A 13,977-nucleotide genomic window follows, 5' to 3' on the forward strand; every position below is an offset into this window, starting at 1 on the left:
CGTGGCTCGCGGCGTCGCCGGCTCAGGAGGTCCGTGGCTCGGGAGGCCCGTGGCCCGGGAGCGTCGCCCCCGCCGGGTGGCTCAGCGGTGGCGCACGGCCACGAAGCGCACCGGGGTGCCCGGTCTCGCCTGGGCCGCGGCCGGGAGGTCGGCGGTGCGCACGACCCCGATCACCGGATAGCCGCCGGTGGTCGGGTGGTCGGCCAGGAACACCACCGGTCTGCCGTCGGGCGGCACCTGGACGGCTCCCAGCACCATGCCCTCGCTGGACAGTTCGCCGGTACGGGCCCGGGTGAGCGCGGGGCCGTCCACGCGCAGGCCGATGCGGTTGCTCGCGGGCGAGACCCGGTAGGCGCGGGAGGTGAACGTCCGTACCGCCGCCGGCGTGCACCAGTCGTCGCGCGGGCCGAGCGTCACCCGCAGCACCAGCTCGGCGGGGGGCGCGGGCTGCGGAGCGACGTCCACGCGCGCGCGGAGGACGCCGGGGCGTCCCAGAGGCAGCACGGCACCGTTCCGCAGCGGCGGCGGGCCGAGTCCGGAGAGCAGGTCGGTGGAGCGGCTCCCGAGCACCGGCTCGACGGCGACGCCACCGGAGACGGCCACGTAGGCGCGGACGCCGGACACGGCGGCCCCCACCTCGAGCAGAGCGCCGGCCGGCACGTGCACGGGCGCGCCCCAGGGGGCGGGGCGTCCGTCCACCGTCACCGGGCACGGGGCACCGCCGACCGCCACCGTGACCGCCGAACGGGGGCGCAGCGCACAGCCGTCGAGGGTGGTCTCCAGGACGGCGGCCCGCGGCGCGTTGCCGACCAGCCGGTTGACGAGCGCCGCCGCGGGCGCGTCGAGCGCCCCGGACCGGGGGACCCCGAGGTGGGCGTGTCCGGGCCGGCCGGTGTCCTGCACGGTGGTCAGGGCACCGGCCCGTACGACGGCCAGCGCGCGGTCGGTCATGACCGCCCCCGGTCGACGAAGCGGACGCGCGTCCCCGGCGACAGCAGCGCCGCCGGCACCCGCGTGTGGTCCCACAGCACGGCGTCCGTCGTACCGATCAGCTGCCACCCGCCGGGCGACGAGCGTGGGTACACGCCCGTGTACGGGCCGGCCAGCGCCACGGAGCCCGCCGGGACGGCCGTGCGCGGGGTGTCCCGGCGCGGAACGTGGTAGCGCGCCGGCAGCCCCGTCAGATAGCCGAAGCCCGGCGCGAAGCCGCAGAAGGCGACGCGGAACTCGGTGCCCGCGTGGATGCGCGCCACCTCCGGTTCGGCCACGCCCCAGCGCGCCGCGACCTCGCCCAGGTCCGGCCCGTCGTAGCGGACCGGGAGCTCGACGACGTCCCCCACGCGCGGGGGAGCGGGCGGCACCTCGGCGGCGGACAGCTCGGACATCACACGGGACCGCTCCGCGAGACCGTCGAGGAGGACCGTGCGGGCCGCCGGGACGATCTCCCGGGCCCTCAGCGATCCCTCCGCCCGCCGCCGCAGCAGCTCCGCGTGCAGGGCCTGGGCCTCCTCGCCGGAGGCCACTTCCACGAGGAGGGCGTCCTCGCCGACCCGCAGCACGTTCATGCGAAGGACTCCACCCGGACGCCGGACGCCTCCAGCCGGTCGCGGACCCGGCGGGCCAGCTCCACCGCGCCGGGCGTGTCGCCGTGTACGCACAGCGACCGCGCCCGTACCCCGATCCGCGCTCCGGAGCGCGCGGTGACCGTGCCCGAGCGGGCCAGCTCCACCGACCGCGCCACGACGGCCTCCGGGTCGGTCACCACCGCCCCGTCCTGACCCCGCGGTACGAGCGTGCCCTCGTCGGTGTACGCGCGGTCCGCGAACGCCTCCGTGACGGCCGGCAGGCCGGCCTGCGCGGCCAGGTCCAGCAGCCGGGAGCCGGGCAGGCCGAGAACGGGCAGCCCGCCGTCCGCGATCAGCACGCCCTCGACGACCGCGGCGGCCTGCTCCGCGTCGTGGACGACGCGGTTGTACAGGGCGCCGTGCGGCTTGACGTACGCCACGCGCGAGCCCGCGGCGCGCGCGAAGACCCCCAGGGCGCCGATCTGGTACGCCACCTCGGCGGCCAGCTCGGCGGGCGGCACGTCCATCGCGCGCCGTCCGAACCCGGCCAGGTCCCGGTAGGAGACCTGCGCCCCGATCACCACCCCGCGCTCGGCGGCCAGTTCGCACACCCGGCGCATGGTGGCCGGGTCCCCGGCGTGGAAGCCGCAGGCCACATTGGCGCTGGTGACGACCGACAGCAGCCGTTCGTCGTCGGTGAGCCGCCAGCGGCCGAAGCCCTCGCCGAGGTCGGCGTTGAGGTCGATCGAGGTCATGTCTCCAGTGTCTCCGGTTCGCAAGGTCTTCCGGCCCGCCGGGGCCCCCGCCCGCCCATCCGGTGCGGGCCGCGCGGGTGCCCCGTCAGGCCACGCGGTACTGCTCGTCGAGCGCGTCGGTGAGGAACATCCGCCCCGGCGCGTGCGTGATCGCGAACGGCGGGCGGGAGGCCGCCACCGCCGCCTGCGGGGTCACCCCGCACGCCCAGAACACCGGGATGTCGTCCGGCGCGCACTCCACGGGGTCGCCGAAGTCCGGCCGGCCCAGGTCGCCGATGCCGAGCACCGACGGGTCGCCGCAGTGCACCGGACCGCCGTGCACGGCCGGGAACAGCCGGGTCTCGCGGACCGCCGCCGCCAGATGCCGCCGCGGCACCGGGCGCATCGACACCACCAGCGGTCCGCGCAGCCGTCCCGCCGGACGGCACGGGCGGGTGGTGACGTACATCGGCACGTTGCGGCCCTGCTCGACATGACGGATCGGCACACCCGCCCGCGCCAGCGCCCACTCGAAGGTGAAGCTGCACCCGATCAGGAACGACACCAGGTCCTTCCGCCAGTAGGCGCGCGCGTCCGTCGGCTCGTCCACCAGCTCCCCGTCCCGCCACACCCGGTAGCGCGGCAGGTCGGTGCGCAGGTCCGCGCCCTCGGCAAGGACGGTCGTCCACGACCCGGCGTCGGTCACGTCGAGCACCGGGCAGGGCTTGGGGTTGCGCGTGCAGAACAGCAGCACGTCGTAGGCCCAGTCGGCGGGCACGGCGATCAGGTTGGCCTGCGTACGTCCCGCCGCCACCCCGGCCGTGGGGCCCGCCAGGCCCGCACGGATGCGGGCGCGGGCCGTTTCCGGGCTCCACGCGTGCGCGTGCTCGTCGACGAGGACCACGGGCCGGTCCTCGGCCGCGCCTGCCGCGCGGTCGTGTGCCGGGTTCACGCCAGCTCCCTTCCCCGGGTCTCGGGCAGCCCCAGCAGGGCCAGAGCCGCCAGGCCGTAGCCGATCGCGCCGAACAGCAGCGCGCCGCCCACGCCCCAGCCGTCGGCCAGGAAACCGACCGTGGTGGGGAACACCGCGCCCACGGCCCGCCCCGTGTTGTACGTGAAGCCCTGGCCGGTGCCGCGCACGGCCGTCGGATAGAGCTCGGCCAGATACGACCCGAAGCCGCTGAAGATCGCCGACATGCAGAACCCGAGCGGGAGACCGAGCACGAGCAGCAGGGTGTCCGCGCCGCTCGGGATGTTCGCGTACGCCACCACGCACACCGCGGACAGCAGGGCGAACAGCCAGATGTTGCGCCGCCGCCCCAGCCGGTCGGTGAGGTAGCCGCCGGTCAGATAGCCCACGAAGGCGCCCGAGATCAGGAACGTCAGGTAGCCGCCGGTGCCGACGACGGAAAGACCGCGTTCGGTCTTCAGGTACGTCGGCACCCACGTGGCCAGCGTGTAGTAGCCGCCCTGGACGCCCGTGGACAGCAGACCGGCGAAGAGCGTGGTGCGCAGCAGACCGGGCGCCCCGGCCCGGGCCGGGGCGAAGATCGCCGCGAAGGAGCCCTTCCGCGCGCTGCGCTCGCGTGCCGCGCTCGCCTCCGGGGCGTCGCGCACGCTGCGCCGCACCCACACCACCAGCAGCGCGGGCAGCGCACCCGTCCAGAACATGATCCGCCAGGCCAGATCGTCGCCGGCCAGCGAGAACACCGCCGTGTACACGAGCACGGCCAGGCCCCAGCCCACGGCCCAGGCGCTCTGGATCGCGCCGAGCGTACGGCCCCGGTGCCGGGCGCTCGCGTACTCGGCGACCAGGATCGCGCCCACCGCCCACTCGCCGCCGAAGCCGAGGCCCTGTAGGGCGCGGAACACCAGCAGCGTCTCGTACGTGGGCGCGAAGCCGCAGGCCACCGTGAACACCGCGTACGTGATCACGGTCAGCAGCAGCGCCTTGACCCGGCCGATCCGGTCCGCGAGCACGCCCGCGAGGGCGCCGCCGACCGCGGAGACCACCAGCGTCACGGTGGTGAGCAGTCCGGTCTGGCCGCTGTCCAGGCCGAAGTACGCGGCCAGGGCGACCATGCTCAGCGGGAGCGTGAAGTAGTCGTAGGAGTCGAGGGCGTAGCCGCCGAACGCGCCGCCGAAGGCGCGGCGGCCCCGTGGCCCCAGGGCACGCAGCCAGCCGAACGCGCCGTCCTCGGCGCCGCGTCCGTCCGTACCGGGGTCCGGGCCGGTGGGTGTCATGGCCTGCGGTGGAGGGGTCCTGCTCATGGGCACCTCGCAGAAGGAGGACGGAGGGTGCTTGAGGACGAGCCGTTCCGTGGGCGGGGGAGGCGTTTTCCGGGAGCGGGGGAAGCGCCGCCGTGCAGAGCACCGTAGAGGATTGTTCAACGATCCCTCAATACCCCTGTTGTTTCGTTCTTCTGTTCCGCGATTGAATTCCGGGCATGGCAGAGCCGCTCACCCAACTGGCCGACGATCGCGCGCTCCTCGGGCGCACCAGTACCGCGGAACGGGTCGCCGACATCCTCAGGACCCGGATCGCCGAGGGTTTCTTCCCGCCCGGGACCCGGCTGTCGGAGGACAGCATCGGCGGCGCGCTCGGCGTCTCCCGCAACACCCTCCGCGAGGCGTTCCGGCTGCTCACCCACGAACGCCTGCTCGTCCACGAGCTGAACCGCGGCGTCTTCGTCCGGGTCCTGACCGTCGAGGACGTCGAGGACATCTACCGCACCCGCACCCTCGTCGAGTGCGCCGTCGTCCGGGGACTGGGCGAGCCGCCGTTCGGCCTGGACGGGCTCGCCGGGGCCGTGGAGGAGGGGCGGCACGCGGCCCGTGAAGGTGACTGGAAAGCGGTCGGGACGGCCAACATCCACTTCCACCGGGAGCTGGTGGCCCTGGCCGGCAGCGAGCGCACCGACGAACTGATGCGCAGCGTCTTCGCCGAACTGCGTCTCGCCTTCCACGTCGTGGACGATCCCCGGCGGCTGCACGAGTCCTACATGGCCCGCAACCGGCAGATCCTGGGAGCCCTGGAGGCGGGGGACCGCCAGGCCGCCGAGCGGCTGCTCGCCGTCTACCTGGCCGACTCGCTGGAGCGGGTCGTGGAGGTCTACCGGCGACGGGTCGGGGACGAGGGGCGGTAGCGGCCGGCGGGTCTCGCTCCGGGACGGTGACGGGACGGTGACCGGGCCCGCGACGGCCGGACGCGCGCCCCGGCTTCGCTCCTCGGTGCCGGTCGTCGGCGCCGGTCACGGCGGGGCGGCGCCGGTCCACGGCGCCGCCGCCCACCGCCGCGGGCGCGGCCCGCAGGCGGCCGGCAGGCCGGTGCGCTTCGGCTGGACCGTGGTCATGCCGGGGTGCGTCTGCGGTCGTTTGGGAGGTTGTCAGACCAAGGACCTAGTCTGTGCACCGTGACTTCGCCTGCAACGACGGACAGCGTTCCGCCCCAGCTCAGCGCGGGGCCGCGGCCCGCTGTGGGTCCGGCCGCCGACGAGGGACTGGCGCGGCGGCTGCGCGCGCTCGCCTGCACCGCGCCGCTGCACGATCTCGACGCGCGCAAGGCCAATCTCGCGGGCGAGTACTCGGTCTACGGCATGGCGGAGGTCGCGCTCGCCGCCATCGACCTCGTCACGCTGAACATGGACTTCGACACGGGCGCCGACCACGAGCAGATCGTCGCCCGGCTGGTCCCGCGCATCGCCGCCCAGGCCCCGCGGCGGCCCGCCGCCGAGCACGAGCGGGTGGCCCGCTGGGTGCTGGAGAACCTGATCAACGTCGGCAGCGTCGACCGCGGCTTCCGCGCGGTGTACGGCACGTTCGACCCGGACGGCACCTATGTCCGGCGCGACTACGACTTCAAGCTGATCGAGGAGGTCCCCGGCCCCGGCGGCACCGTCTACCTGCGGACGACGGACGAGGCGGTCAACGTCCTCGTCGGCGCCCTCGACACCGACGTCACCAGCGCCCAGATCGCCGCCGAGGTCAAGCTGGAGGTGCTGATCAGCCGGGGCCGGCTCGCCGACGCCCAGCTCGCCGCCGAGCAGGCCCGGTACCGCACCGTGCAGTACTCCGAGACCCTGCGCAAGGCACTGGAGGCGACCCGGCGCAACGTCCGCGCGGTGGACTGGCTCAACGCCGTGCCCGACATGATCGCCGAGGCGCTCGACCACGTCGCCGACCGCTACCGCCACGAGAACGCGATCCTCACCAACATCCGCCGGGCCCGTGACGAGTCCGAGGACCCCGAGAACAAGCGCCGTGCCGCCGAACTCGTCGACATCGTCAAGGACTGCATCCGCCGCCACACCCAGTTGCAGTCCCGGCTGCTGGAGGCCGGCCCGCTCTTCCGCGCCGAGCAGGACCGCCAGGCCTTCGCCACGCCCATGGCCGCCTCGGGCATCGACCTCTACGGCCACCTCGTCGCGCCCGTGCTGCCGCTGCCCGTGGAGCGGGCCCTGCGCGTCACCGACGCCTTCTTCGCCCACGGCACGGGGCTGCGCACCCCGGCCTCCGTCCGGGTCGGCGACCTCGTCGACCTCCTGCTGACCCCGCCCGTGGAACGGGAGCACCTCGGTGCCGAGATGCCCGAGCCCGACCTGATCGCCACCCCGGACGACAGCCGCTTCAGCGAGGAGCAGCTGGCGGCGGCGATGGAGCTGCTCGACCTGCCGCACGACGCGCCGCGCCGGCTGTCGGGACTGCTGGCCGACGCCCGCAGACGAAACCCCCACGACCCCGACCTGCCCTACCTCATCGCCCTTCTGGCGATCCACGCGGCCAGCCCGCCCGTCGGCACCGCCTACCGGCAGGGCGAGGAGAAGCTGCTGTTCGCCGTGGACGACGGCGCCGAGCTGGACGATCCCGAGTTCGGCGGCGCCGACCTCATCGTCGGCACCGCCCTGCTGGACGCGGCCGGCATGGCCGCGGACCGGACGGAAGCCGCGTGAGCCGCGCCGAGCGCCCGGCGGCCCGGCACGACGCGTGCGAGCAGGGCGCGTACGGCCAGGACACGGACCAGCGGCAGCGGTTCGGACGGCACCCGTGCGAGCGCCGCACGCACCGGCCCGGCCGCACCCCCCAGCACCACCCCACGCACCAGCACCACCCCAGCAAGGAGCACCGCCCGTGACCGAGCACGTCGACCGGAGCGAGCCGGAGACCGGTGCCGCGCCACCCGCGTCCGCGGCGGTCACGCCCGCCGACGCCGCCGACGCCGCCCGGCTCGTCGCCTTCGGCCTCCAGCCCAAGCTGCTCCCCGCGCGCGACCAGGAGTACGCCGACCTGCTGCGCCGCTACCGCGAGGATCCGCCGTTCGCCCGCCTCGCCGACGCCGTGGCCGCCGGGCTCGGGCTGGTCGTGCTGGAGGTCTCCCCGCGCGCGGGCATGGCGGTGACCGCCGCCGAGGACTCGGTGTTCGCCGTCCGCATGGGCGACTACGCGCGTCGCGCCGCCGCCGACTCCGGGGACCGCTTCCTGCACGGACTGGCCCATCTCGCCGTCGCCGCCCTGGCGTTCCCCCGCCCCGAGGACCTCGCCGACGACGGTTACATCGGGCGCGTCACCGTCAACGGCGTCGACGCCTTCGTGCGGCAGGCGTGCCGCCGGCTGGAGGAGCGGGCCGCCGAACAGGGCGAGAACACCGACCCGGCCACCGACGCGCCCGGGCTGGAGGCCGCCTGGCGGATCTGGGCCAGGCGCAGCGCGACCGGCGCCACCAAGGACGCCCGCCGGCTCCCCGGCTCGACGACCGGCATCGTCGGCAAGGCCGTCGCCTTCCTCACCGACTCCGGATTCCTCCAGCGCACCGGCGACGACCACGGCGGCACCTACCGCACCACGGCCCGCTACCAGCTCCAGGTGCGCGACATGGCGGGCAGCGCCGCCCTGGCCGAACTGCTCGACCTCGGCGTCGTCCCGGTCACCGACGGCACGCCGACGCTGCTGCCCGCCGAGGACACCGACGACCTGGACCTGGTGGCCGACGCCGGGCTGCCGTTCCACTCCTCCTGACCCTGCCCCGTCCCCACGACTTCACGAAGACTGACGAGAGTCCGCCATGTACGAGCTGTCCCGGGTCCGCCTCTACTCCATCGGGCCCGCCGGTGCACGCTACGCCGACACCGTGCTTGACCTGCGGGGCGTCGGCGAGCCCGTGCCCGATCCCGCGCCCACGCAGGCGGAGTTCTTCGAGGAGGAGCCGGTCGGCCCCCCGCGCCGGCCCGCGCCCGCGGGCGTGCTCTTCCTGGAGAACGGCGGCGGCAAGTCCGTACTGCTGAAGCTGATCTTCTCCGTGATGCTGCCGGGCCACCGCAACACCCTGGGCGGCGCCAGCTCCGGAGTGCTGCGCAAGTTCCTGCTCGCCGACGACTGCGGGCACGTGGCACTGGAGTGGCAGCACGTGCAGACCGGCGAGTGCGTCGTCGTCGGCAAGGTCAGCGAGTGGCGCGGGCGCCAGGTCTCCAACGACCCGCGGAAGTTCGCCGAGGCGTGGTACTCCTTCCGGCCCGGTCCCGGTCTCACCCTGGACAACCTGCCCGTGGCCGAGTCCACCGCCGTACGCCCGCCCGTCGAGGGCGTCTCCGGGGCCCGGGGGCGGCGCCGCACCATGAAGGGGTTCCGGGACGCCCTCATGGAGGCCGGCCGGGCCTACCCGCACCTGGAGGTGCACTGGGAGGAGACCCACGAGCGCTGGACCGAGCACCTCGGCGACCTCGGCCTGGACCCCGAACTCTTCCGCTACCAGCGGGAGATGAACGCCGACGAGGGCGAGGCCGCCGGCCTGTTCGCGGTGAAGAAGGACTCCGACTTCACCGACCTGCTGCTCCGCGCCGTCACCGACACCCGTGACACCGACGGGCTCGCCGACCTGGTCAGCGGCTTCGGCAACAAGCTGGGCCGGCGCGCCGAGCTGATCGCCGAACGCGACTTCACCGCCGGGTCGGTGGACCTGCTCGGCCGGATCGTCGAGGCCGCCGGCGCCCGCGCCCGCGCGCGGGACGTCCACACCGCCGCCGAGCGCCGCACCCGCGCCCTGGCCCGCCGGCTCTCCGCGCGCGGCGTGCGGGAGCGGGCCCGCGCCGCCGACCTCGCCCAGCGGGTCACCGCCGCCGCGTACGCCGTCACCCACGCCGAGTCCGCCCGCGAGCGCAGCGCGCTCATCGCCGCAGAACTCGCCTACCGCCACGCCTCCCTGGCGCTCACCGCCGCCGAGAAGGCGGCCGCCGCGCAAAAGCGCGAACTGGCCGACGCGCGCACCCTGCACGCCGCCTGGCAGGCCGCCGAAGCGGTCCTGCGGCACCGCGCCGCCGCCGACCGCGTCGCCCGCGTGTCCGCCGCCATCCAGGAGGCCGAGCGCGACGCCGCCCCCGCGCTCGCCGCACGCGCCAAGGCCGCGGTCGACCTCGTACGAGCCCTGCACGCGGCGGCCGGGAAGGCCGAGACGCACGCCAACGAGGAGGAGGAGCGCTCCGCCGCCCTCCAGGAGGCCGGCGACGCCGCCTACCGCGACTCCACCGCCGCCGCCACCGAGGCGCAGCGGGCCCGCAGCGAGGCCGGGCACCTGCGGCAGCGGCTGGCCGAGGTCGAGCAGGAGACCGCCGAGGCGGTGCGCGCGGGCTGGCTGGACGACAGCGCGCCCGACGCCGACCCGGCCCGGGCCGCCCTCGCCGCCAGCGACGCCGAGAAGAGCGCCGTCGAGGCATGGGACACGGCCCGCGAGGCGGCCCGCCGGGCCACCGAGCACGCGCGGGAGGCGGCCGCCGCGGAGTCCCGCGCCGAGCTGACGGCCGCCCGCGCGGCCGACGCGGCCACGGCGGCCTCGCGCGCCCTGGAGGCCGAGCGCCGCACCGCCGGGGCGCTGGCGGCCGAGGAGCGGCTCGCCGGACTCCTCGGCCTGGCCTCCGCCACCCGCCCGGGCATCCCGCAGCCCCGGCAGGACCAGGACGGGGACGGCGCGGCGCCCCTCGCGCCGGGGCCCGCCGACGCCGCCCTCACCGCCGAGGAACTCGACCGTTTCGCCGAGGAGCTGCGCGAGCTGCTCGACGACGCCGTCTCCTCCGCCGAACGGCAGCTGTTCGACCTGCGCACCGCCGCCGCCGACGACGCCCGCATCCTCGGCGCGCTCGGCGACGGCGGCCTGCTGCCGCCCGGCCCGGACGTGCTGGCCACCGTCGAGTTCCTCGGCGAGCACGGCATCCCCGCCCTGCCCGGCTGGCGCTACCTCGCCCAGTCCGTCGACCCCGCCGACCACGCGCGCGTGCTGGCCGCCCGCCCGGAGCTGGTCGACGGCGTCATCATCACCGACCCCGACTCGCACGCCCGCGCCCGCGAGGCCCTCGGCGACGCCGCGCTGCTGCCCCGCTCGGCCGTCGCCGTCGGTACGGCCGCCGCGCTCCTCGCGCCCACCCCGCCCCCCGGCAGCGACACCGGCGAGGTGTTCCTCGTCCCGCCGAACCCCGCCATGCACGACGAGCACGCCGCCGACGAGGAGCGGCAGGCGCTGCGCGCGCGGGCGGCCCGCCGTGACGAGGAGATCCGCACGCTCGCCGCGCGGCTCGGCAAGGACCGGGAACTGGCGGCCCGGCTCGCCTCCTGGCGCACCGGATGCCCCGCCGGGCGCCTCGCCGAGCTGGCGCGGGCCGCCGAGGAGGCACGGGCCTTCGCCGAGGAGACCGAGGCCGAGCTGGCCGAGGCGCGGACCGCGCGGGCCGAGGCGGAGGAGGCCGCCACCGAGGCCGTACGGGTGCGCGACGAGCGGCAGGAGGCCGCGCAGAAGGCCCGCCGGGCCGCCGACGCCCTCGCCGGGCTCGCGCACCGGCTGCGCGAGCGGGCCGGCTGGCAGGCCCGGCTGCGGGAACTCGCCGACGAGGCGGCCGAGGCGGAAGCCCGCGCCCAGGCGTGCCTGGAACGGGCCCGCGCCGCCGACGAGGACCGCCGCGCCGCCCAGCGCGCCGCCGACGACGCCCGCCGCACCGCGCGTGCGCTGCGCGCCGAGCGCTCCGAGATCGCGGGCGCCCCCGACGACGTACCCGAGGACGGCACCGACGCGCCGCAGGCGTCCCTGCCCGCGCTCCGCGAGGCCTACCGGGCCGCGTCGCAGGTGTACGAGAAGGTCGGCGTCGGCGCCGATCTGCGCGCCGAGCAGGCCCGCGCCGAGAGCGACGAGAGCGCGGCACGCGCGGAGCTGGACCGGCTCAGCAACAAGGTCCGCACCCGCGCCGAGCAGCTGCTGGAGTCCCCCGACGGCTCCGACGGGCCCAGCCGGCAGGCCGCCACCGCCCGCGCCGAGGAGCTGGTGCAGCTGCTGGAGACCCGCATGTCCACCGCGAGCGAGCAGCTCGGGCGGCTGCGCGGCGAGGCCGAGCGGCACGCGCCCGAGGAGGGCGAGGCGCACACCGAGCTGCCCGAAGAGCTGATCCCGCGTGACGCCGAGCACGCCCAGGCCCTGCTGCGCACCGCGACGGCCGAACTGGCCTCCCGCACCGAGGCGCTGGCCCAGGCCCGCGAGGCGCACGCCGAGCTGCTGGAGGCCCACCGCGCCGCCGAGGACGCGGCGGGCGGCTTCGACGAGATCGCCGCCATGCTCCGCGACCTGCTGCGCGAGCAGGCCGCCGAGGAGGAGCGGGAGGAGCCCGAGCCGTACCCGGGCACCCTGGAGGAGGCCCGGCAGTCCGCCGCCGAGGCCCGCCGGTCGCTGCGCGGCTGCGCCGCCGACCTGTCCGCCGCCGAGGCCGCCGTCCGCGACGCCAGTGACGTCCTGGTCCGGCACGCCAACTCCACGCGGTACGAGCAGGTCCGCACCCCCGCCCGGCAGCAGATCCGCGAACTGCCCGCCGCCGCGCTGCCCGAGCACGCCCAGAAGTGGGCCGACGCCTTCGCGCCCCGGCTGCGGGTGCTCACCGACGAACTGGCCCAGCTGGAGCGGAACCGCGACTCGATCGTGGACCGCCTGCGCGGGCTGGTCGAGTCGTCCCTGGCCACCCTGCGGTCCGCGCAGCGGCTCTCCCGGCTCCCGGAGGGCCTCGGGGAGTGGTCCGGACAGGAGTTCCTGCGCATCCGCTTCGAGGAACCCGACCAGGCCACTTTGACCGAGCGGCTCGGCGAGGTCATCGACGAGGCGACCCGCGCGGCCGTGAAGAAGAACTCCGACCTGCGCCGCGACGGCATGTCCCTGCTGCTGCGCGGTGTGGCGGCGGCCCTGCAGCCCAAGGGCGTCGCCGTGGAGATCCTCAAGCCGGACGCCGTGCTGCGCGCCGAGCGCGTCCCCGTCGGGCAGATGGGCGACGTGTTCTCCGGCGGCCAGCTGCTCACCGCCGCCATCGCCCTGTACTGCACGATGGCCGCCCTGCGCTCCAACGACCGGGGCCGCGACAAGCACCGGCACGCCGGCACGCTGTTCCTCGACAACCCCATCGGCCGGGCCAACGCCACCTACCTGCTGGAGCTCCAGCGGGCCGTGTCCGACGCGCTCGGTGTGCAGCTGCTGTACACCACCGGCCTGTTTGACACGACCGCGCTCGCCGAGTTCCCGCTCGTCATCCGGCTGCGCAACGACGCCGACCTCAGGGCGGGCCTGAAGTACATCAGCGTGGAGGAACACCTCCGGCCGGGGCTGCCGCAGCAGGCCCCCGCCGGGGAGGGGGACGCCGTACACAGCGAGATCACGGCGACGCGGATGTTCAAACGCCCGGCGCCGAGCGCGTCGTAGCGTCCGGCCGGGGGGAAGCCGCGGGCGCGGCAGCCGGCGAGGCGGCCGGTGCCCGCCACGCGCGCGCGACGGCCGCCCGCCACCGCCGGCGGCCCCGGCGTCCCGGCGCCGCCGATGCTCAGGGGTGTGACAACTGCCCGGCGCCGCCCCGCCGCCGTATCCGCTCCTGGGCCCGCTTGCCGGCCCGAGCCTGGCGCCGGGCCCGGCGCCGCTCGCGTCGCAGGGCCCGCGCAGTGCTGCTCGGCGTCGACACCACTCCGTGACGCTGGTTCCAGACCTGACGCGTCACCCAGACGTCGAGCACGCCCCACGTGGCCGCCACCGTGCTGGCGACACCGCTGATCACCATGGGGAACGCCAGCCAGGAACCGGCCAGTGTGGACAGCACCGCCACCATCGCCTGGATCAGCGTCACGGCGACGATGAGCACCGCCCGCACGGCCGCCGTGCGCACCGGATCCGGCAGCCGGCGCCGCCGGGCCGGCTCCTCCACCCACAAGGACCGGTGGGCAGACTGCTGCCTCTCGGCCCCGCCGGCGCCGTCCCGCGCATCGGTCTCCCACGCCGCCCCGTGCCGACCGGCGGCCGCGCGCGTCCCCGCCTCGCGCGTGGCCGCGCCGTTCGTGCCGCCGCCGCTGTACGGGCGCGCCGCATGCCCGGCCGCCGGTATCTCGCGCCTCGGCGTCCCGGGGTCCGCCGCTGCCGTCCCGCGCCCGGTCGCGGGGTCGGTGCGCTTCCCTGCCCCGGGGTCCGGCCGTGCCGTCAGATGCGCCGTCCCGCCGTCCCCGGGCGTCTCGCGCCGCTCCGCCGTCCCCATCAACGTGTCACTCCCCACCGCCGGCAGCCGTCTGCCCCGCTCCGGAAGACCCGGCTTCCCAGTGGCTGCCCGGCTTGCGCACTTTTACGCCGCCTGGACGCGGGATGCGGCTTCCCTGACCGGTTCCGCCCCCACACTCCTAGGACGAACGAG

At 76.1% G+C, this 13,977-nt stretch carries 11 protein-coding genes; 5 read left to right on the forward strand and 6 right to left on the reverse strand.

What is annotated here, in order from left to right:
• Positions 1 to 81: 81 nt before the first annotated feature.
• The 5 genes from AB0L74_RS12535 to AB0L74_RS12555 form a co-directional block, all read right to left on the reverse strand.
• Positions 82 to 951: a biotin-dependent carboxyltransferase family protein gene (locus tag AB0L74_RS12535; protein WP_365649449.1), complete on the reverse strand. Its 870-nt coding sequence runs from the start codon at positions 949 to 951 to the stop codon at positions 82 to 84.
• A complete protein-coding gene (locus AB0L74_RS12540; RefSeq protein WP_365649451.1) occupies positions 948 to 1,565 on the reverse strand; it encodes an allophanate hydrolase subunit 1 in 618 nt (205 codons plus the stop codon). The genes AB0L74_RS12535 and AB0L74_RS12540 overlap by 4 nt, the downstream gene beginning before the upstream one ends.
• Complete coding sequence (locus AB0L74_RS12545) at positions 1,562 to 2,320, reverse strand: 5-oxoprolinase subunit PxpA (protein ID WP_365649454.1); 759 nt, start codon at positions 2,318 to 2,320, stop codon at positions 1,562 to 1,564. Before AB0L74_RS12545 ends, AB0L74_RS12540 begins: the two co-directional genes overlap by 4 nt.
• A gap of 85 nt (positions 2,321 to 2,405) precedes the next feature.
• A complete protein-coding gene (locus tag AB0L74_RS12550; protein WP_365649457.1) occupies positions 2,406 to 3,251 on the reverse strand; it encodes a putative hydro-lyase in 846 nt (281 codons plus the stop codon).
• Entirely contained in the window at positions 3,248 to 4,570 is a 1,323-nt protein-coding gene (locus AB0L74_RS12555; RefSeq protein WP_365649459.1) for an MFS transporter, read from the reverse strand. Before AB0L74_RS12555 ends, AB0L74_RS12550 begins: the two co-directional genes overlap by 4 nt.
• Before the next feature lie 176 nt (positions 4,571 to 4,746).
• Between AB0L74_RS12555 and AB0L74_RS12560 the strand changes: the two genes are divergently transcribed.
• From AB0L74_RS12560 to AB0L74_RS12580, 5 genes are all read left to right on the forward strand, one after another.
• Complete coding sequence (locus AB0L74_RS12560; protein ID WP_365649462.1) at positions 4,747 to 5,445, forward strand: GntR family transcriptional regulator; 699 nt, start codon at positions 4,747 to 4,749, stop codon at positions 5,443 to 5,445.
• Positions 5,446 to 5,712: 267 nt separating this feature from the next.
• A complete protein-coding gene (locus tag AB0L74_RS12565; protein WP_365649465.1) occupies positions 5,713 to 7,248 on the forward strand; it encodes a hypothetical protein in 1,536 nt (511 codons plus the stop codon).
• Positions 7,245 to 7,430 (forward strand): hypothetical protein, encoded by a 186-nt coding sequence (locus AB0L74_RS12570; RefSeq protein ID WP_365649468.1) that lies wholly within the window; start codon positions 7,245 to 7,247, stop codon positions 7,428 to 7,430. The genes AB0L74_RS12565 and AB0L74_RS12570 overlap by 4 nt, the downstream gene beginning before the upstream one ends.
• Positions 7,427 to 8,311 (forward strand): hypothetical protein, encoded by an 885-nt coding sequence (locus tag AB0L74_RS12575; protein ID WP_365649470.1) that lies wholly within the window; start codon positions 7,427 to 7,429, stop codon positions 8,309 to 8,311. The genes AB0L74_RS12570 and AB0L74_RS12575 overlap by 4 nt, the downstream gene beginning before the upstream one ends.
• Positions 8,312 to 8,357: 46 nt before the next feature.
• Positions 8,358 to 13,007: a hypothetical protein gene (locus AB0L74_RS12580; RefSeq protein WP_365649473.1), complete on the forward strand. Its 4,650-nt coding sequence runs from the start codon at positions 8,358 to 8,360 to the stop codon at positions 13,005 to 13,007.
• Between the two features lie 118 nt (positions 13,008 to 13,125).
• Here the strand turns inward: AB0L74_RS12580 and AB0L74_RS12585 are convergent, their stop codons facing one another.
• Complete coding sequence (locus AB0L74_RS12585) at positions 13,126 to 13,824, reverse strand: hypothetical protein (RefSeq protein WP_365649476.1); 699 nt, start codon at positions 13,822 to 13,824, stop codon at positions 13,126 to 13,128.
• Positions 13,825 to 13,977: the final 153 nt, after the last annotated feature.

The organism is Streptomyces sp. NPDC052020 (genome assembly GCF_040680575.1).
Classification (GTDB): domain Bacteria; phylum Actinomycetota; class Actinomycetes; order Streptomycetales; family Streptomycetaceae; genus Streptomyces.